Annotated in this window: 18 protein-coding genes; 9 read left to right on the top strand and 9 right to left on the bottom strand. The window is 59.9% G+C overall.

What is annotated here, in order from left to right; all coding sequences use genetic code 11:
- Positions 1-11: 11 nt before the first annotated feature.
- On the bottom strand, positions 12-830 hold the full coding sequence (locus MK745_RS12110) for a sulfotransferase family protein (RefSeq protein ID WP_243613561.1): 819 nt from the start codon (positions 828-830) through the stop codon (positions 12-14).
- A gap of 148 nt (positions 831-978) precedes the next feature.
- On the opposite strand from MK745_RS12110, the gene MK745_RS12105 reads away from it, so the two are divergent.
- The gene (locus MK745_RS12105; protein ID WP_243613560.1) at positions 979-2,556 is read left to right on the top strand and encodes a DUF5928 domain-containing protein; all 1,578 of its coding nucleotides are present in this window, start codon (positions 979-981) and stop codon (positions 2,554-2,556) included.
- On the opposite strand, the gene MK745_RS12100 is transcribed toward MK745_RS12105, so the two are convergent.
- Positions 2,553-3,485 (bottom strand): ABC transporter ATP-binding protein, encoded by a 933-nt coding sequence (locus MK745_RS12100; protein WP_243613559.1) that lies wholly within the window; start codon positions 3,483-3,485, stop codon positions 2,553-2,555. The genes MK745_RS12105 and MK745_RS12100 overlap by 4 nt on opposite strands.
- Before the next feature lie 87 nt (positions 3,486-3,572).
- On the opposite strand from MK745_RS12100, the gene MK745_RS12095 reads away from it, so the two are divergent.
- Positions 3,573-3,758 carry a zinc-finger domain-containing protein gene (locus MK745_RS12095; protein ID WP_243613558.1) on the top strand — a complete coding sequence of 62 codons (186 nt, stop codon included), beginning with the start codon at positions 3,573-3,575 and terminating at the stop codon, positions 3,756-3,758.
- Positions 3,759-3,840: 82 nt separating this feature from the next.
- Here the strand turns inward: MK745_RS12095 and MK745_RS12090 are convergent, their stop codons facing one another.
- Complete coding sequence (locus tag MK745_RS12090; RefSeq protein WP_243613557.1) at positions 3,841-4,500, bottom strand: histidine phosphatase family protein; 660 nt, start codon at positions 4,498-4,500, stop codon at positions 3,841-3,843.
- Positions 4,501-4,671: 171 nt separating this feature from the next.
- Between MK745_RS12090 and fdhF the strand changes: the two genes are divergently transcribed.
- Positions 4,672-7,443: a formate dehydrogenase subunit alpha gene (fdhF, locus tag MK745_RS12085; protein ID WP_243613556.1), complete on the top strand. Its 2,772-nt coding sequence runs from the start codon at positions 4,672-4,674 to the stop codon at positions 7,441-7,443.
- A 122-nt stretch (positions 7,444-7,565) separates the two neighbouring features.
- Positions 7,566-8,765, top strand: coding sequence for a hydantoinase/carbamoylase family amidase (locus MK745_RS12080; RefSeq protein ID WP_243613555.1), 1,200 nt, complete (start codon positions 7,566-7,568; stop codon positions 8,763-8,765).
- Here MK745_RS12080 and MK745_RS12075 read toward each other — a convergent pair.
- The 6 genes from MK745_RS12075 to MK745_RS12050 form a co-directional block, all read right to left on the bottom strand.
- Positions 8,762-9,010 carry a WGR domain-containing protein gene (locus MK745_RS12075; RefSeq protein WP_243613554.1) on the bottom strand — a complete coding sequence of 83 codons (249 nt, stop codon included), beginning with the start codon at positions 9,008-9,010 and terminating at the stop codon, positions 8,762-8,764. The two genes, MK745_RS12080 and MK745_RS12075, sit on opposite strands and share 4 nt — an antisense overlap.
- 42 nt (positions 9,011-9,052) lie before the next feature.
- On the bottom strand, positions 9,053-9,571 hold the full coding sequence (locus MK745_RS12070) for a helix-turn-helix transcriptional regulator (RefSeq protein WP_243613553.1): 519 nt from the start codon (positions 9,569-9,571) through the stop codon (positions 9,053-9,055).
- Positions 9,572-9,583: 12 nt separating this feature from the next.
- On the bottom strand, positions 9,584-10,099 hold the full coding sequence (locus MK745_RS12065) for a cytochrome b/b6 domain-containing protein (protein WP_243613552.1): 516 nt from the start codon (positions 10,097-10,099) through the stop codon (positions 9,584-9,586).
- 8 nt (positions 10,100-10,107) lie between these two features.
- The gene (locus MK745_RS12060; RefSeq protein WP_243613551.1) at positions 10,108-10,377 is read right to left on the bottom strand and encodes a PepSY domain-containing protein; all 270 of its coding nucleotides are present in this window, start codon (positions 10,375-10,377) and stop codon (positions 10,108-10,110) included.
- Between the two features lie 154 nt (positions 10,378-10,531).
- Positions 10,532-11,236: a response regulator transcription factor gene (locus MK745_RS12055; protein ID WP_243613550.1), complete on the bottom strand. Its 705-nt coding sequence runs from the start codon at positions 11,234-11,236 to the stop codon at positions 10,532-10,534.
- Positions 11,237-11,240: 4 nt separating this feature from the next.
- The gene (locus tag MK745_RS12050; protein WP_243613549.1) at positions 11,241-13,148 is read right to left on the bottom strand and encodes a hybrid sensor histidine kinase/response regulator; all 1,908 of its coding nucleotides are present in this window, start codon (positions 13,146-13,148) and stop codon (positions 11,241-11,243) included.
- A gap of 195 nt (positions 13,149-13,343) precedes the next feature.
- Between MK745_RS12050 and MK745_RS12045 the strand changes: the two genes are divergently transcribed.
- Genes MK745_RS12045 through MK745_RS12025 form a run of 5 tightly spaced genes read left to right on the top strand, consistent with a single transcriptional unit; the run spans position 13,344 to position 18,511 of the window.
- Positions 13,344-15,314, top strand: a complete 1,971-nt coding sequence (locus MK745_RS12045) for an AMP-binding protein (protein WP_243613548.1) — start codon at positions 13,344-13,346, stop codon at positions 15,312-15,314.
- On the top strand, positions 15,311-16,126 hold the full coding sequence (locus MK745_RS12040) for an ABC transporter ATP-binding protein (RefSeq protein WP_243613547.1): 816 nt from the start codon (positions 15,311-15,313) through the stop codon (positions 16,124-16,126). The genes MK745_RS12045 and MK745_RS12040 overlap by 4 nt, the downstream gene beginning before the upstream one ends.
- Before the next feature lie 14 nt (positions 16,127-16,140).
- Positions 16,141-17,142 carry a branched-chain amino acid ABC transporter permease gene (locus MK745_RS12035; RefSeq protein ID WP_411028149.1) on the top strand — a complete coding sequence of 334 codons (1,002 nt, stop codon included), beginning with the start codon at positions 16,141-16,143 and terminating at the stop codon, positions 17,140-17,142.
- A gap of 4 nt (positions 17,143-17,146) precedes the next feature.
- Entirely contained in the window at positions 17,147-17,428 is a 282-nt protein-coding gene (locus tag MK745_RS12030; protein ID WP_243613546.1) for a hypothetical protein, read from the top strand.
- A gap of 6 nt (positions 17,429-17,434) precedes the next feature.
- A complete protein-coding gene (locus MK745_RS12025) occupies positions 17,435-18,511 on the top strand; it encodes a branched-chain amino acid ABC transporter permease (protein ID WP_243613545.1) in 1,077 nt (358 codons plus the stop codon).
- Positions 18,512-18,528 lie beyond the last annotated feature (17 nt).

Genomic DNA, 18,528 nt, shown 5'->3' with positions numbered 1-18,528 from the left:
GGCTTTGTCGTTCAGTCGCCAAGCTTGGCGTGGATCTCGTCGAGGTCGATCTCGCCGATGGGCATCTTGTTGGACGGGTCTTCGAAATCGTATTTGAAGAGCTGGAAGTCGCGCTTGTAGATTTCATAGACGAGATGCATCGACAGGTCGTCGAAATAGTCTTCGACCGGGTGCGCGCGCTTGGGGCCGTGGCCCTCGGATTCGTTGAAACGCGGGATCTGCTCGAGATCGACGGAATGCGGCGTCTCGATCGCGTCGAGGACGGATTGCATGCCTTCGTTGAACTTCTCGGTCCAGAAGATGTTGTTGTAGCGTCCGCCATTGACGATGAAGGTCGAGACATGGCCCGACATGGCGGACCAATGAATGTCCGGATCCATCGGGCGGCGCCAGCGGATGGTGTCGCGGGCGAAGAGAAGGAAGCGGCGGAAGCTCTTGATCTGGTCGAACTCCTGCTTGCCATCGTCGCCGCCAACCTCGATCCCGTATTTCTGCACCAGCGTCGGCACGAGATTGCCGCGATAGCGGCGGCCGTTGCGCTGAATGCCGCAGATCTTGTCGAAGAAGGAGGACAGGATGCGCGTGTAGGGGTTGCGCACGCAGGTGAAGGCGTAGGATTCATGCCCCACGACGTTCCGCGTGATCGGCTCCTGGCTCGCCTCGATTGCCCACTTGTGGATACCGCCCTCGGCATCGTGGATATCGCCATCAAAGAATTCGCCATGATCGGAGTAGTACATGATCTGGCCGATGGTCGAGCAGGCGCATTTGGGAACGACCCGATACACGACGGTTTCGCTCTCGGTCATCCAAGTCCCGGGAAAGCCCATATAGATTGTCTCCGATTATCCTGTCGTCCGACAAAGCGGCCACAGTTTGATTTGGGGATAAAAAAGCAAAGAAATCCTGTTTATTCAACGTCCGTTCAGCATTATTGAGGTAAACAATCAATGTAAATCCGGGGTGCAGGTTTCCGTTATGGCAAAAATCGCCTTCATTCTACTCTGTCACAAAGACCCGGAGGCGATTGTCAAACAGGCCCAGATGCTCACATCGAAGGGCGACTATATCTCGATCCATTTCGATGCGCGGGCCAAGCGCGAGGCGTTTGAGACGATCCGCGAGGGGCTCAAGGACAATCCCAATGTCGCCTTTGCCAAGCGGCGGATCAAATGCGGTTGGGGCGAGTGGTCCCTCGTCGAGGCGACGCTTTACGCCGTTGAGGCCGCTGTCGAGACCTTTCCGCGGGCGACACATTTCTACATGCTGTCGGGCGATTGCCAGCCGATCAAGACCGCTGACTACATCCATAGCTATCTCGACGAGAACGATTGCGATTGGATCGAGAGTTTCGATTTCTTCGAAAGCGACTGGATCAAGACGGGGATGAAGAAAGAGCGCCTGATCTATCGTCATTGGTTCAACGAACGGACCCAGAAATGGCGCTTCTACGCGACTTTCAATTTTCAGAAACGCTTTGGTCTCACCCGCGAGATACCGGCGGATATCCAAGTGCAGATTGGATCGCAATGGTGGTGTCTGCGGCGAGAAACCATTGAAAAGGTTCTTGATTTCAAGCGCGCGCGCCGGGATGTGATGCGGTTCTTTCGGACCACGTGGATCCCGGACGAAACGTTCTTTCAGACCATCGTGCGCCATCTTGTGCCGGAAAAGGAAATCCGCACCCGGACGCTCACTTTCCTGATGTTTACCGACTACGGGATGCCGCTTACCTTTTACAACGATCACTATGATCTGCTTTTGAGTCAGGATTTCCTTTTCGCCCGCAAGATCAGCTCTGAGGCGGTCGAGTTGAAAGAGCGGCTTGGGTCGCTGTTTGGTGAAACTGGTGTGTCGTTCCAGATTTCGGCGGAGGGGCCGAGCCTGTTTCGTTTTTTGACCGGGCGGGGGCGGATCGGGAGACGGTTTGCAACGCGCTTCTGGGAGACGGAATCGACGCTCGGGCGCGACCGCGAGCTGATGATCATCGTGTGCAAGAAATGGCACGTCGCCAAGCGTCTTCTAGAGAGCATCCACGCCCAGACTGGCGTGCCGTCGATTGCCTATCTCTTCAACGAAGAAAGCACGCCGCTGCCCGATCTTGGCGGCATTCAGGGCACGCTTGGCAAACGCACACGACATCGCCGTGCCCTCATGCGGATGCTGTTTGACTATTACGATACGAACCGGCTCGTGGTCTGCCTCGACCCGTCCTCGCTTGACCTGTTGTACGATTTCTTTGGAGACCGGTCGCGGACGCGGCTTCTCGAGATTCAGTGCAAGTTCTCGGATGATTACCTCATCGGTCACGCAACGCGGATCGGGCTTGCCGGGTCACAGACGCCGCAGGAAACGATCGAACGCATCCTGCCGACGATCCGTCAGGATATGGTGCTCGAGAGCGACCGAATCCGCGATGCGAACTTCGAGAATCACGTGCGCATGCGCGAGATCGACAGCACCGACGATCACATCGGTGTTCTGATGGATTTCCTATCGGTTGATCGCGACAGCGCCGAAGCCATCGCCAGCACGCAACACCTTTTCGAGGATTAGTGCGAGGCGGTCAGCGACAGGAAGACATCTTCGAGGTCGGCCTGTTCGGTGCGGATATCGCGAATGCGCACCCCTGCCTCGCGCAACATCTCAAGCACATCGCCCGCGTTCTTTTCCTTGGCGTGGTAGGTCAGGGCCAATGTGCCGTCGCCTCGGGTCTCGACCGTGATTCCGGCAAGCTCCGGCAAGGCCGGAAGCGGCGCGGCGGGGTCAATCAGAAGCGTGCGCTGGTCGAGACGTCCTAGAAGGTTCGAGGTGCTGTCGCGCGCCACAAGCTCGCCGTGGTTGATGATCGCGATCTCGTCACACATTTCCTCGGCTTCTTCGAGGTAATGCGTTGTCAGGATGATGGTCATACCGCGTTCTTCGTTGAGGCGGCGGATATTGCTCCAGAGCATCTGGCGCAGTTCGATATCGACGCCTGCGGTCGGCTCGTCGAGGACAAGGATATGCGGCTCATGCACCAGCGCCTTGCCAAGCAGGAGACGGCGCCGCATCCCGCCTGAAAGCGTGCGGGCGTAGGCCTCGGCCTTGTCTGAGAGGCCTACCATCTCGAGGATGGCGTCGCTTTGGCGCTGGGCTTTGGGAACGCCGTAAAGACCGGCCTGCACCTCGAGCGTACCACGCGGGGTAAAGAACGGATCAAGGTTGAGTTCCTGCGGCATGACCCCGATCGCGGCGCGAGACTGGCGCGGGTTCTGATCCTGATCGAAGCCCCATATACGCACCGCCCCAGAGGATTTCACAACAAGGCCGGCAAGAATATTGATCATCGTGGATTTGCCTGCCCCGTTGGGACCGAGCAGGCCAAAGATCGAGCCTTTTGGGATGTCGAGGTCGACACCTTTGAGCGCCTCTTTGGGAGGTGTGCCCTTGTTGCCCCGATAGGTTTTGCGCAGGTTGCGAATTTCGATGGCATTCTGTGACATGGCTGCTCTTGCTCCGACGCTGTGCTTGCCGCATATTTGCGCATATCCAAGCCAGAGCGGAACGACAACCGGAAGGATCCAGCAAAGATGACAACCGAAGCCCCCGAGACCAAGATCGTAGACAGCTACAAGGTGGCCTGTGATGGCGGTGAAGGCGCGCTTGGGCATCCGCGCGTCTACCTGCAGATTCCGCGCGAACAAGGCTGGGTCGAGTGCCCCTATTGCGACTGCAAGTTCATCCACACGAGCATTGCCGACGACGCAGCGGCCTAATCCTCGCCAAGCGCCGTCGAAGGCGCGTCTGACGTGATTTCGACATCGCGTGAAAGGGCTTTCGCAGGCCCTTTTTTCTTTGTCAAAGATGCGTTTGCGCGTGGTGGCGATCTGGCGTCTCGAGATGCGGGACGCCGTTGAATTGCACCAGAAGCGGCTTATCCAGAACCATCTGCCAGCGATGCACCGAGGTGTTCATGATCGCGAGGCACATAGAGGCCCAGCCCGTCACATCAAGCGAAAGCGTCTGCCGCAATACCGTGCCAATGAGCCCGCCCGAGGTCACGACAAGCGCGCGGCCTTCTCCGGCGGCGATTTCTGCCATGGCGTCACGGATGCGGCCATAAAACGAATCAAAGCTCTCCGGCGCGCCCTCGATCTCGCCCCGTTCCCACGCGCCAAGCACCGCAGGCAGGTGGCGCACGAACTCTTCGCGCTCGGACGGGACTGAGAGGCCGTGTTGCTCTTCCATGAGCTGTGACAGGGTGAAATAGGCGAATTCGTTGAGGCGTGGATCGCGGATGATCGCGGCCTCGGGGGCGACATTCATGCCCTGCGCCGTTTCTTCGTGGCGTCGCATGGTGCCGCAATAGACACGCTGAAACCGATCCCCCGTCGCATCCATATGCGCGCCGAGCCAGCGGGCCTGCTGATGGCCGAGATCAGAGAGCCTGTCATAGCTGATTTCGTCGCGGGCCGCGGTATTGGCTTGGCCGTGGCGCACAAGGGTGATGTGGGGCATCGGGAACCTCTCAACTTGCCGCTTTTGCCTACTGTTTCGGGGCGTGAAGCGGAAGGGGGAAAACCTGTTCCGTCGCGTGCGCCTTGGCGCAAATCGGCATTGGCTTGTCGGATTGGACGACTCGCGTTCCGGCTATGCTAGGATAGAGTGGCCGCGAATAGGGAGTTTGTCATGTCCAAGACCATCACCTTCACGCTGGATGGAGAAACCGTCGAGGCTCAGGCCGGCGAGACCATCTGGGAAGTCGCCAATGGCCGCGGTCTCGTGATTCCGCATCTGTGCCACAAGCCCGCACCGGGCTATCGCCCCGATGGCAATTGCCGGGCCTGCATGGTCGAGATCGAGGGCGAGCGCACGCTGGCTGCGTCCTGCATTCGCGAACCCGCCGAGGGCATGGTTGTCACCACCAATTCCAACCGCGCCGAAAGCGCGCGCAAGATGGTGGTCGAGATGCTTGTCGCGGATCAGCCGCCGCGCGAGGACGCACATGACAAATCCGCCCATCTTTGGGACATGGCCGATCTCAACGGCGTCACCGAGAGCCGATTCCCCAAGATCGAAGAGGGGCGCATCCCGCTCTTGGACGATTCGCACGTGGCAATGAGCGTCAATCTCGACGCCTGTATCTCTTGTGGTCTTTGCGTGCGGGCCTGTCGCGAAGTGCAGGTCAATGACGTGATCGGCATGGCAGGCCGTGGACATGACGCCTATCCCACCTTCGACATCAGCGACCCGATGGGCGCTTCGACCTGTGTGGCTTGCGGCGAATGTGTGCAGGCCTGTCCGACGGGCGCGCTCATGCCCGCGACCGTGGTGGACGAGAATCAGGTCGGGGATCGCGCCGATTTCGATAGCGAGACCGAAAGCGTCTGTCCGTTCTGTGGTGTGGGCTGCAAGGTCAGCCTCAAGGTCAAGGACGGGAAGGTCAAATACGTTGAGGGCATCAATGGCCCGGCGAACGAAGGCCGTCTCTGCGTCAAGGGGCGGTTCGGGTTCGACTATATCCACCACCCACATCGCCTCACCAAGCCGCTTATCCGGCGCGAGGATGCCCCGGCGAAGGGGCTCAACGTCGATCCCGGTGATCTCTCGACCCATTTCCGCGAGGCGACCTGGGACGAGGCGCTTGATCTGGCGGCCAAAGGGTTCATGGACCTGCGTGACGAGAACCCGCGCAACGTCGCCGGGTTCGGTTCGGCGAAATGCACCAACGAAGAGGCCTATCTCTTCCAGAAGTTCATCCGTCAGGGCTTTGGCCATAACAACGTCGACCACTGCACGCGTCTTTGTCACGCGTCGTCGGTTGCGGCGCTGATGGAAAACGTCGGGTCGGGCGCTGTGACCGCGACGTTCAACGAGATCGAGAACGCGGATGTGGCGATCATCATTGGGGCCAACCCGATCGAGAACCACCCCGTCGCCGCGACCTATTTCAAACAGTTCACCAAGCGCGGCGGCAAGCTCATCGTGATGGACCCGCGCGGCGTTGGCTTGCGTCGGTTCGCGACCGAGATGGTGCAGTTCCGCCCCGGCGCGGATGTGTCGATGCTCAACGCGATCATGCATGTGATCGTCGAAGAGGGCCTTTACGATAGCCAGTATATCCACCGCTGGACCGAGAATTGGGACGCGGAGCGCGAGCACCTCAAGGGCTTCAGTCCCGAGGCGATGAGCGAGATCTGCGGCGTTTCCCCAGAGCAACTCCGCCGCGTCGCGCGGACCTTTGCGGAAGGCAAGGCCGGGATGATCTTCTGGGGCATGGGTGTGTCGCAGCATATCCACGGCACGGACAATTCGCGCTGCCTCATTTCGCTGGCGCTTATGACGGGCAATGTTGGCAAGCCCGGCGCAGGCCTGCACCCGCTGCGCGGTCAGAACAACGTGCAGGGCGCGTCGGATGCGGGGCTTATCCCGATGTTCCTGCCCGATTACAAATCGGTCACCGATGATGATGCGCGTGCGCTGGCCTCCGAGGTCTGGGGCATGGGGGATTTCTCGAACGAGAAGGGCCTGACCGTGACCGAGATCGTGGATCAGGTCTATGCGGGCAACATCAAGGGCATGTATATCCAAGGCGAAAACCCGGCCATGTCCGACCCCGATGTCGAACATGCGCGCGATGCCTTTGCCAAGCTCGACCTCCTTGTTGTGCAGGATATCTTCCTTACTGAGACGGCGAACTTTGCCGATATCATCCTGCCGGCCTCGGCGCTTTATGAGAAGAACGGCACGGTCTCCAACACCAACCGTCAGGTCCAGCGTGTGCGCCCCGCCGTCACGCCGCCGGGTGAGGCGCGCGAAGACTGGGCGATCACGGTCGAGCTTGCCCGCCGCATTGGTCTTGATTGGCCCTATGCGGACGTGAGCGAAGTCTTTGCCGAGATGAAGCGCACCATGCCGTCGCTCAACAATATCACGTGGGAGCGCCTCAAGACCGAGACCGTTACCTATCCGTCGCTCAGCCCGGAAGATCCCGGTCAGGCGATTGTGTTCGGCGATGGATTCCCGCGCTCTGAGGGCAAGGCGCGCTTTACCCCTGCCGCCGTCATCCCGCCGGATGAAGCGCCAGACGCGGAATTCCCGATGGTCATGACCACGGGGCGGCAGCTCGAGCATTGGCACACCGGGTCGATGACGCGGCGCTCGATGGTGCTCGACGCGGTCGAGCCGGAGGCCAACTGTTCCCTGCATCCCAAGACGCTGCGCCGTCTTGGGGTCGAGCCGGGCGGCATGGTGCGCCTGACAACGCGGCGCGGATCCATCGAGATCATGGCGCGGGCCGACCGGGCTGTGGCCGAGGACATGGTGTTCGTACCCTTCGCCTATGTCGAGGCGGCGGCCAACGTGCTTACCAACCCGGCCATCGACCCCTATGGCAAGATCCCCGAGTTCAAGTTCTCAGCGGTGCGGGTTGAGGCGGCAGAACAGATCGCGGCGGAGTAAGCCTTTTTGCAATTCGCCATCCGCGGGTGGTAAGGGAGTCGTATCCGTTCGGATGCGACTCCCGCTTCTTTTGGGGGCGTCTTCGTCGGGCGTATTTTCACAGAGTAGAAGGCAGGGGTGCTATGAAGATCAACGCAGAGCGGTTTCTCGCAGAGTTGCACGAATTGCGGAGCTTTGGTGCGGCGGGCGTTGGCAAAGGGGTCGTGCGCCCGGCCTATTCCGACGCGGACATCGCCGCGCGCAAATGGCTCATGGAGAGGATGGAGGCTGCGGGGCTTTCGGTACATGTCGATCCTGTCGGCTCTGTCTGGGGGCTGGCCGAGGGGCCGTCGCTTCTTCTCGGGTCGCATTCTGATAGCCAGCCCGAGGGCGGTTGGCTCGACGGGGCGCTGGGTGTGATGGCTGCGCTTGAGGTCGCCCGCGCGGCACAGGAGGCGGGCGGACCTGCGGTGTCTGTTGTATCGTTTCAAGACGAAGAAGGCCGGTTCGGCGTCACCACGGGAAGTACGGTTTGGTCCGGGAAGGTGCCGCTTGCCGAGGCGGATGGCTTTATCGACCACGCCGGGATCAGTTTTGCCGATGCCCGCGCGAAGATGGCCGATATGGCGGGCGATTTTGTCGACCCAAATCGGTTCACCGGATTCATCGAGATGCATATCGAACAAGGCCCCTGGCTCGACAAGGCGGGCGAGGCGGTTGGCGTGGTGACGGATATTGTCGGTATCCGCGACATGCGCGTCACGCTCACGGGCGAACAGAACCATGCCGGGACGACGCCGATGCACTTGCGCAAGGATGCGTTCCAAGGGCTGGCCGAGATTGCGACGCGGCTCAATGAGGCGCTGGCCGAGGTGGTGACGCCCGAGACCGTCTGGACCATCGGGCACGTGGCGTTGCGGCCGAATGCGAGCTCGATCGTACCGGGCGAGGCGGTGTTCTCTATGCAGTGGCGCGATGGGAGTTCAGAGCGGCTTGGCAAGATGGAAGAGATCATCCGCAGCACCATCGCAGAGGTGGCCGAGGCGCGCGGTCTTGCGCTTTCTTATGGTCCGATGCTCGGGCTTGAACCTGTGGCGATGGATCCCCGCCTGCGTGGTGCGCTGGCCGAAAGCGCCGGATCGGTAGCCGGAGAACGTTGGCGCGAGATGCCCTCGGGCGCGCTTCATGACGCGACGAACGTGGCGGTGCATCTGCCGGTTGCGATGCTTTTCGTGCCCTCGATCAACGGAATCAGCCATGCGTTTGAGGAAGACACGGACGAAGCGGATCTCGTCACCGGGCTTGAGGTCTTGGCCGGGGCGGTGGCGCGGCTGACGAATTAGACAGGGACAAGCGCGCGGTCGGTGCGGGAATAGCCGCGCCGCTGCGCGCGTGAACGATAGCGGTCGGCGGCGCTCGAGGCCTCGCGCAGGTTGCCGAAAAGGTCGATCCGCGTGCGGCCCTTGCCGCCGCTCACACCCCATTCGCGCAACACGGAAATCTCTTCGAAAAGGTTCATGGCGATCTCAACGCGGTAGTATCGCGGGCGGCGTTCGCCGGTCTTTCGATAGAGGATGCAGACAGCCATAAACAGAGACTAATCCACCACGATTCGCGCCGCAATAGGCTCTTAGGTGGTCTCGTTGGTGGGGGGTGAGTCCTCCATCAGGCTGTCGATCAGAAGGCTGAGCACCTCGCCGCGATTGTGGGTGCCCGACTTGCGATAGATCGCGTGCATATGTGCTTTGATCGTGCCTTCGGCGCTGCCGCGTAGGGCGGCGATTTCGGAGATGCTCATCCCCTTGACCATGAAGGTCGCGACATCCTGCTCCGAAGGTGTCAGCCCCCAGCTTTCGAAATGCGCCTCGATCACGTCATGCATGGCGGCCTGTGCGATGGAGAGGCTCGACTCAAGATGCGCCGTGCGGCGCAGCAGACCGAAGAACAGGCGGATTTCGAACAGGATCGCCATCCAGAGCAAAAACGCCGAGGCGCTCTCGATCAGGATATGTGTGTCGTATAGGGCCGTCGCGCCATAGCCGCGGAAATCGTCGATCACGTCGCTGAGGAAAAACACGGCACAGATGATCTGTGCCGCGATCAGGAGCAGCACGCCTTTCGGAGTTTTCGATTTGGGGGTCAGGCGCATGGTGTGGGTCCGTCACATGTTTTTATAGCCAGTGACCATCGCGCGCGCGAGGTTCACGCCGAGCCGCCGGGTTTCGAAGAAGACCGCGGCGATATGGGCGACCACGGAAATCTGGGCCCAGGCCACGGCAACCTCGTGCAGTTCTTCGGGCCATTCCGTTCCCCAGAACATATTGGTGGTCATCAGGTAGCCAGAGAGCGAAATGACAAGAAGCGTCAGGATCAGGTTATAGATCATGAGAGCGCCGAGCGGGCTATGCCCGGCATGGGCATGTTTGCGCCGCGTGGCCATCTCTGAAAGTTGCGCCATACCGCGCTTGAGGGACGGGGGAAAATCGGCAAAACGGGCATGGGGCGTGCCGACAAACCCCCAGACGATCCGCAGGCCGACAAGGGCGAGGATCGCGTAGCCGACCCAGATGTGCAGCTTGCTGTCGTCATCGACGAAAAGGGAATTCGCCGCAAAGAGGATCACAAGCGACCAGTGAAACAGGCGGATAAACGGATCCCAGACCTTGATACGTGCCATGATGTGCCTCAGTCGTCGGACTTAGTTTTGACGATCTTCAGATCCTTGTCGAGGTAGATCTCCAGGCGTGCGCCGTCCTTCAGGGCGTAGGCTTCGTAGTAGCCGTCATCCATCTTGATCTTGCGCACCTCATAGCCCTTTTCGGTAAGCTGGGCACGGATCTGGGCCTTGGTTTCGGGCGTCAAGCGGGCATAGTCATAGCTGTCGTCCGACGAGGCCTGAGCGCTGATCGGTGCGGCGAGTGCCATGCAGGCGGCGAGCGTGAGCGGTTTGAGCATGAGGTGTCCTTTCGTTGTCATGTTGCGGCAGGCGACAGGTGTGTCGTTGCTCAAGCGAACATGCGGCGGAAGGACGGGTCGCGCTATTGGACCAAGGTTTGGGGCGGGGCCTCTGAACCCGAGTTTGGGGGGCTAAACCGTGGTTGGGACCGTTTCAGGCCCAGTTCACATCCCCGAGAAAGATATATCCGGCGCCGTAGATCGTTTTGATAAGGCGGGGGTTCTTCGGATCTTCGCGCAGCTTCGTGCGCAGGCGAGAGATGCGCACGTCCATGGCCCGGTCAAAACTCTCGCCCGCCGCGCCACCGAGGATTTCCTGCATCTGGGACCGGCTTATAAGGCGCTTGGGGCTTTCGAGGAAAAGGCGCAGGACTTCGCCCTCGGCATGGCTGAACGGGGTTTCCGTGCCGGTTTCATCCTCGAGCACATAGCGATCGAAATAGGCCGTCCAACCATTGAACCGCGCGACCATGCCCGTCGCAGGCGTTGTCGTGGCTCCCTTGCGCAGGCGTGCGCGGACGCGGGCAACGACCTCGGCGGGATCGAAGGGCTTGATGATATAGTCATCGGCCCCAAGTTCGAGCCCCGTTACGCGATCCTTCACATGGGCGCGGCCAGATATGATGATGACGGCAGCGCCCTGTTCGAGGGCGAGGCGATGCACAAGGGTGAGACCGTCCTTATCCGGCAGGCCCAGATCGACGAGGCAGACATCCGGCACCGTGGTCTTGAGCATGGCTTCGAACTCTGTGGCGCGGCCAAAGCCCATGGTGCGAAAGCCCGCATCCTCAAGCGCATCGGCGAGCATCGAGCGGATTTCCGGTTCATCGTCCAGAATGGTCACAAGCGGGGCGGTCATCGCGTTACCTCGGATGCAGGAAAGCGGCCAAGCGGCCGGAATCGAAGGGTTTGGATAGCACCGGAGCCCGGGCCGCGCCCTCGATATAGAGCGGGTGCGTCTTCGGCAAGGACGTCATCAGGAATGTCGGAACGCCGTCGGCGGGCAAGGCTCGGATGAGATCGACGCCCGTAGCGGCGCCTTCGAGAGAGATATCCGACAGCACAAGAGAGATATCGGGCAGGTCGGCGATAAGCGTTTGGGCCTCGTCCACCGATGTGGCCTCGATCACGGAATGACCCATGCCGGTCAGCATTTCGCGGATCAACCCGCGCAGGTCGGCATTGTCTTCGACAAGGAGGACGAGGCCGGGGCTGCTATCGGTCTTACCACGCCGGAGCGGCAGGCGCAGCGTCACGCAGCCCCCGGTCTCGGTATTGCCGATACGGACCTCGCCGCCTGCAAGCTTGGTCATGTCATAGACCATGGCGAGACCAAGTCCGGAGCCTTCGGCGCCCTTGGTGGTAAAGAAGGGGTCGAGCGCATGTTTCAACGCTTCTTCGCCAAAGCCGGTGCCGGTATCGAAAATCTGAAACTGGACCCATGTATCCTGCACGGTGCAGGCCGAGATGCGAATTTCGCCCTCACCGTCACAGGCATCGCGGGCGTTGAGGATCAGGTTGACGAGCGAATCCTGCAACATACCGGGATCGACGAGGATCGGCGTGGAGGCGATCGTGTTGTCTATCTCGAGTGAAATGCCCGGTGGCAGGGTCGAATGGGCGAGCGTGTGCAAGTCGGTGAGGAATTGCGTGATGTCTGTTGGCTGCACCTCTGGCGCGCGATGACCGGTCATGTCAGCGATCTGATCGAGGAGCGTTCCGCCGCGTCGCGCCGCGGCAAGCGTCGCCTCGATCAACTCGCCTGCTTCTTTGTTGCGGTTGAGGCGCTGCAGTTTGCTTTGAAGACCGAGGATCACGGTCAGCAGATTTGAGAAATCATGCGCGAGGCCGCTTGTCATTTGCGCCGCAATCTCGCGACGGCGGGTCTGTTGCAGGGCGACGCGGGCCTGAGTTTCCTCGGTCACATCCATCGACAGGATATAGACGCCGCGGTCCTGTCCGGTGTTGCCATCGGGGGTAAAGGCCCCGCGGATTCGGCGGGTCGATTCGTGATCGGTAAACTCGAACACCGATTGCCGCCCGCTGAATGCTTCGTCGAGGTGGGGGCGAATGGCGCGGTAGGTGATCTCGCCGAGCACCTCACGGATCGGGCGACCGATGATATCGGACCCGCGCCCCGGCATCACAGCAGAGAGGCGGCGGTTCGAGTAGGTATAGTGCCGGTCTGGCCCGACATGAGCGATATGGGCGGGCATCATTTCCGCCGTGAGCCGGGTGCGGGCCTCTGATTCGGAAATCTGCCGCTTGGCTTCTTCGAGCGCCGTCACCGTTGATTCGAGCTGGCGGTTGGTGGCTGAGAGCTCTTCTGCGTAAAGCAAAAGCTGATCCGACAACTCCTCAGAGCGCGAGCGCAGGAGTTGTTCTTGTCGCTTGGTGCGGGTGATGTCGGTATAGACCGCGACCCAGCCGCCTTCGGGCAAGGGCGAGCCTTCGACACTGATCCAGCGGCCGTTCTTCATCCGACGCTCAAGGTAATGCGGCTCAAAGGCCATCGCCTGATCAACGCGGGACTGCACAAAGGCATCGATATCAGAGATATCGCCATATTCGCCTTGTTCCGCGAGATAACGGATCGTGGCGCCGAAATCGGCGCCCGGCGTATTGAACGGGTCGGGCAGGCGAAACATGTCGCGGAAGCGGCGGTTCGCAACCACGAGCTTTAGATCGCTGTCATAGATGGTCAACGCTTGCTGGATCAGGTTCAGACCCGCGTTGATCATCGTCTGTCGGCTTGCGGAGCTGGCCTCCATGGAACGTCCTCCCTCTTATTCGCTAGCACCCGGCGCGGGGGGCGGAAAGTCTCAAATCGATCCTGTTACAATTCGTAAGATTTGGGAAATGTTCAGGAAAAAGTTGACGACCAGTGTGATTCCCGCACCTTATTGGTCATAGGAATCGCTTCGGCGATTTGGCCCGTGGAGGCGGGCTTAAGGGAGGAATATAATTTGGCACAGTCGTCACAGGCGACCGGGGGACTTGCGTCCATTCCGGCGCTTTTGCAGCGGAACGCCACCCTCTATGCGGAGAAGTCCGCATATCGGGAGAAGGAGTTCGGGATCTGGCAGACCTGGACCTGGGCGGAAACCGAGAAAGAGGTCGAAGCTCTGGCCCTCGGTCTCATCAACCTTGGGGTAAACGAAGGCGATTTCATCGCCATCATCGGGCGCAACCGCCCGCATTTCTATTTCGCAATGACCGCGGCCCAATCTGTGGGCGCGGTTCCGGTTCCTGTCTACAACGACAGCGCGGCGGAAGAGATGGAATATATTCTTGGTCATTGCGGCGCGCGCTTCGCGATCGTCGAGGACCAAGAGCAGGTCGACAAGATCATCGAGATCCAAGAGCACCTGCACCAGTTTGAGCACATGATCTATATCGATCCGCGCGGCATGCGGAAATACGATCACCATGCGCTCCATGAATATAGCCATATTCAGAATCAGGGCCGTGCCGCCTATGACGAGTTCATCACCGATCTCAAGGCACGCCGTGAAAAGCTGACCTATGACGACACCTGTGTGATGCTCTACACCTCGGGCACCACGGGCAAGCCGAAGGGTGTGGTTCTGTCGAATCGCAACGTGATCGAAAGCGCCAAGAACTCGGCTGAGTTCGACAATCTTGGCGCGGGCGAAGAAATCCTTTCGTACCTGCCAATGGCATGGGTCGGGGACTTCATCTTCTCGCTCGGTCAGGCCTATTGGTGCGGGTTCTGCGTCAACTGTCCCGAAAGCGCGGACACGATGATGACCGACCTGCGCGAGATCGGGCCGACCTACTATTTTGCGCCGCCGCGGATTTTCGAGACGCAGCTGACCAACGTCATGATCCGGATGGAAGACGCGGGCAACTTCAAGCGCAAGATGTTCCATTACTTCATGGCCCACGCCAAGAAGGTCGGTGGCAAGATCCTCGACGGCAAACCCGTCGGCGCGATGGATCGCCTGAAATACGCGCTGGGCAATGCACTCGTCTATGGGCCGCTCAAGGACACGCTCGGCTTTGGTCGTGTGCGTGTCGGCTATACCGCTGGTGAGGCGATCGGGCCGGAGATCTTTGAGTTCTACCGCTCGCTCGGTATCAACCTCAAACAGCTCTACGGCCAGACCGAGGCGACCGTGTTCATCACGGTGCAGCCCGATGGCGAAGTGCGCGCCGATACCGTCGGTGTGCCTGCGCCGGACGTTGAGATCCGTATCGAGGACAACGGCGAGATCTACTACCGCTCGCCGGGCGTTTTTGTCGAATATTACAACAACCCCGAATCCACGGCATCGACCAAGGACGCAGAGGGTTGGGTTGCCACGGGCGATGCCGGTTTCTTCGAGGAAGAGACAGGCCACCTGCGCATCATCGACCGCGCGAAAGATGTGGGCAAAATGGCCGATGGGTCCATGTTCGCTCCGAAATATGTCGAGAACAAGCTCAAGTTCTATCCCGACATTCTCGAGGCGGTGCTGTTTGGCAATGGCAAGGAGAAATGCGTTGCCTTCATCAACATCGACCTGACGGCGGTCGGCAACTGGGCCGAGCGGAACAACGTCGCCTATGCATCGTACCAAGAGCTTGCCGGACACCCGCGTGTGCTCGAGTCGATTCAGCAGCACGTGGAAGCCGTGAATGAATCGGTCGCGCAAGACCCGATGCTTTCGGGCTGCCAGATCCATCGCTTCCTCGTTCTGCACAAGGAACTCGATGCCGATGACGGCGAGATGACCCGGACCCGCAAGGTGCGCCGTGTCATCGTGGCGGAGAAGTTCAAAGACCTCGTGGAAGGGCTCTATGACGGGTCCACGACCGTCTCGACCAAAACCGAAGTCACCTATGAGGATGGCCGCAAGGGCAGCATCAGCGCCACGCTCGAGCTGCGCGACGCCAAGGTCTTCCCCACCGCCAGCAAGGTAGCCGCAGAATGAGTACGCAGGAAAGCTACGTCACCGAGGACGGCCGCACCATCGGCCCGACCGTGATGGAAATGAAGAACATCACGCTGCGCTTTGGCGGTGTGAAGGCAATCACAGACATCTCCTTTGATATTCGCGAAGGCGAAATTCGTGCGATCATCGGCCCGAACGGTGCCGGGAAATCGTCGATGCTCAACGTGATCTCGGGGTTCTATGTCCCGCAGGAAGGCGAGGTTTGGTACAAGGGCAAGAAGCGCCCGCCGATGAAACCCTATCAGGTCGCGCAGCAGGGCATCGCCCGGACCTTCCAGAACATCGCGCTTTTTGAAGGCATGTCCGTGCTTGATAACGTGATGACAGGGCGTTTGCGCCAGATGAACGCCGGGCTTCTGTCTCAGGCGCTATGGAAGGGTAAGGCCGAGAAGGAAGAAGTTGAGAACCGCGAGTTCGTCGAGAAGATCATCGACTTCCTCGAAATCCAGGCCATCCGGAAAACCCCTGTGGGCCGTCTGCCCTATGGTCTCAAGAAGCGTGTGGAACTTGCGCGTGCACTTGCAGCGGAGCCTTCGATCCTGCTTCTCGATGAGCCGATGGCCGGCATGAACGTCGAGGAAAAGGAAGACATGTCGCGCTTCATTCTCGACATGAACGACGAATTCGGAACCACGATCGCGCTTATCGAACACGATATGGGCGTGGTGATGGACCTTTCCGACCGTGTCGTGGTCATGGACTACGGCAAGAAGATCGGTGACGGCACCCCCGACGAGGTGCGCAACAATCAGGAAGTGATCGACGCCTATCTCGGCGTGGCGCACGACTAAGGAGGACAGGCAATATGCCCGTAGCATTTCTAAACTTCATGGAAGTGACGATGAACGGCCTCATGGCTGGCGTCCTCTATGCACTCGTCGCTCTGGGCTTCGTGCTCATCTACAAGGCGTCGGGAATCTTCAACTACGCACAGGGCGTCATGGCGCTCTTCTCGGCTCTGACGCTTGTTGGGATCATGGAAGGGCAAGTCCCTTTCAGCCACCTCATCAACGCTGTTCTGGGCACTGAGATTCACCACTTTGGGTGGCATATCAATGCCTTCTTCGGCATCCTATTCACCATGGTGGTGATGGTGGCGCTGGCCTATTGTGTGCAGCGCTTCGTGTTCCGGCATCTCGTCGGGCAGGAGCCAATCATCCTTTTCATGGCGACCATCGGTCTGGCCTATTTCATGGAAGGTCTTGGTGACCTGATGTGGGGCTCGGACATCAAGACGCTTGATGTTGGTCTGCCGCAGGGTGGCTCCTTTGCCATCGAAGACCTGACGGCGGGTTGGGCTGCCGAAGGTGCGCGTTACTACGGGATGTATATCGATAACCTCGATATGGTGGCGACCGTCGTGGCGGCCATCCTCGTGATCGCGCTCGTTCTTTTCGCGCAATATACCAAGCAAGGCCGCGCCATGCGCGCCGTGGCTGACGATCACCAGGCCGCGCTGTCGGTCGGTATCTCGCTGAACTTCATCTGGGTTCTGGTGTGGTCGCTCGCAGGCTTCGTTGCCATCGTCGCCGGCGTCATGTGGGGTGCCAAATCCGGGGTGCAGTTCTCGCTCTCCCTGATCGCTCTCAAGGCGCTTCCGGTGCTGATGCTTGGCGGCTTTACCTCGATCCCCGGCGCGATTGTCGGCGGGCTCATCATCGGGGTGGGCGAAAAGCTCTTCGAATATCAATTCGGCCCGATGCTCGGCGGTGCAACCGAAAACTGGTTCGCCTACGTGCTCGCGCTCCTCTTCCTCGTCTTCCGTCCGCAAGGTCTGTTCGGCGAGAAGATCATCGAGAGGGTGTAGCATCATGAGCAAGCTGATTGCCGTTCTCAACGTGGTCGCGTGGTCTGGGTTTTGGGCCTTCGGATACATCGCCCTCACATCGGGTGATCTTGGCTCCGCCCAGATGACCACCGCTGCAATCCTGGCCTTTGTCGGCCTGATCGTTGGGATGCTTGCCTATTTCCGTCTTGTGCGCGCGGCAGAAGCCACCGGCTATGCCCGCCGCACCAACCAACTCAGCGCGGAAGAACGCAACCGCGCACACGAAATAAACGCCGAAGCGGTTGCCGAGGTCGAGGGGAGATAAGAAACAATGTTCTATCGTGAAGCGGGCGATTTCAAAACGTCCTATGCTGCTGACAACCAGACATTCCCGATCCGTTTCGACCGGTATCGCTATTACTTCGTGCTGCTGGTCTCGTTCCTGGTCATCCCGTTCATCATCAATGATTACTGGGCCAGCGCGATCTTCCTGCCGTTCCTGATCTACGCCATTGCGGCGATTGGTCTGAACATCCTCGTGGGCTACTGCGGGCAGGTGTCTCTCGGGACCGGGGGGTTCATGGCTGTGGGGGCCTATGCCTGCTACAAGTTCATGACCGGCTTCCCCGAGATCAATATCTTCTTCCACGTCATCTTTTCCGGGGGAATCACGGCGATTGTCTGTGTTCTGTTCGGTCTGCCGTCGCTGCGCATCAAGGGGTTCTACCTCGCGGTGGCGACGCTCGCGGCGCAGTTCTTCCTCGTCTGGCTCTTCAACCGGGTGCCGTGGTTCTACAACTACTCTGCCTCGGGTCAGATCAACGCGCCGGAACGCACGGTGTTCGGCATCGAGGTCACCGGTCCCAACACCGAAGCTTGGGCGGTTTACCTGTTCTGCCTTGTCTTCCTGGTCGGGAGCGCCATCATTGCCCGTAACCTGACGCGTGGCATGACGGGCCGGAAATGGATGGCCATTCGCGACATGGACATCGCCGCCGAGATCATCGGGGTGAACCCGCTGACCGCCAAGCTAAGCGCCTTTGCCGTCTCCGGTTTCTTTATCGGGATTTCCGGCGCGCTGTTCTTCTCGGTCTATCTTGGGGCCGTGGAAGTTGGCGAAGCCTTTGGCATCAACAAATCGTTCCTCGTGCTGTTCATGATCATCATCGGCGGACTTGGATCGATCTTCGGGAGCTTTGCCGGTGCGGCGTTCCTCGTCCTGCTGCCGGTGTTCCTGAAGAACGTGCTCGTCGGGAGCCTCGGCTGGCCGACGGATACAGCGGCGCATTTCGAATTCCTGATCGTGGGGGCGCTTATTATCGTCTTCCTGATCGCGGAACCCCATGGTCTCGCCCAACTCTGGCGCGTGGCTAAGGAGAAACTTCGGCTGTGGCCCTTCCCGCACTAAGGCGGGGCCGCGACCAT

The sequence above is a fragment of the Shimia aestuarii genome (assembly GCF_022814865.1).
GTDB lineage: Bacteria > Pseudomonadota > Alphaproteobacteria > Rhodobacterales > Rhodobacteraceae > Shimia > Shimia aestuarii_A.
The sequence above is the reverse complement of the archived record's forward strand: the minus strand, read 5'-3'. Positions and strand labels throughout refer to the sequence as shown.

Coding starts and splice junctions, on each gene's coding strand:
- MK745_RS12110 (WP_243613561.1), bottom strand. CDS start 830: ATGGGCTTTCCCGGGACTTGGATGACCGAGAGCGAAACCGTCGTGTAT.
- MK745_RS12105 (WP_243613560.1), top strand. CDS start 979: ATGGCAAAAATCGCCTTCATTCTACTCTGTCACAAAGACCCGGAGGCG.
- MK745_RS12100 (WP_243613559.1), bottom strand. CDS start 3,485: ATGTCACAGAATGCCATCGAAATTCGCAACCTGCGCAAAACCTATCGG.
- MK745_RS12095 (WP_243613558.1), top strand. CDS start 3,573: ATGACAACCGAAGCCCCCGAGACCAAGATCGTAGACAGCTACAAGGTG.
- MK745_RS12090 (WP_243613557.1), bottom strand. CDS start 4,500: ATGCCCCACATCACCCTTGTGCGCCACGGCCAAGCCAATACCGCGGCC.
- fdhF (WP_243613556.1), top strand. CDS start 4,672: ATGTCCAAGACCATCACCTTCACGCTGGATGGAGAAACCGTCGAGGCT.
- MK745_RS12080 (WP_243613555.1), top strand. CDS start 7,566: ATGAAGATCAACGCAGAGCGGTTTCTCGCAGAGTTGCACGAATTGCGG.
- MK745_RS12075 (WP_243613554.1), bottom strand. CDS start 9,010: ATGGCTGTCTGCATCCTCTATCGAAAGACCGGCGAACGCCGCCCGCGA.
- MK745_RS12070 (WP_243613553.1), bottom strand. CDS start 9,571: ATGCGCCTGACCCCCAAATCGAAAACTCCGAAAGGCGTGCTGCTCCTG.
- MK745_RS12065 (WP_243613552.1), bottom strand. CDS start 10,099: ATGGCACGTATCAAGGTCTGGGATCCGTTTATCCGCCTGTTTCACTGG.
- MK745_RS12060 (WP_243613551.1), bottom strand. CDS start 10,377: ATGCTCAAACCGCTCACGCTCGCCGCCTGCATGGCACTCGCCGCACCG.
- MK745_RS12055 (WP_243613550.1), bottom strand. CDS start 11,236: ATGACCGCCCCGCTTGTGACCATTCTGGACGATGAACCGGAAATCCGC.
- MK745_RS12050 (WP_243613549.1), bottom strand. CDS start 13,148: ATGGAGGCCAGCTCCGCAAGCCGACAGACGATGATCAACGCGGGTCTG.
- MK745_RS12040 (WP_243613547.1), top strand. CDS start 15,311: ATGAGTACGCAGGAAAGCTACGTCACCGAGGACGGCCGCACCATCGGC.
- MK745_RS12035 (WP_411028149.1), top strand. CDS start 16,141: ATGCCCGTAGCATTTCTAAACTTCATGGAAGTGACGATGAACGGCCTC.
- MK745_RS12030 (WP_243613546.1), top strand. CDS start 17,147: ATGAGCAAGCTGATTGCCGTTCTCAACGTGGTCGCGTGGTCTGGGTTT.
- MK745_RS12025 (WP_243613545.1), top strand. CDS start 17,435: ATGTTCTATCGTGAAGCGGGCGATTTCAAAACGTCCTATGCTGCTGAC.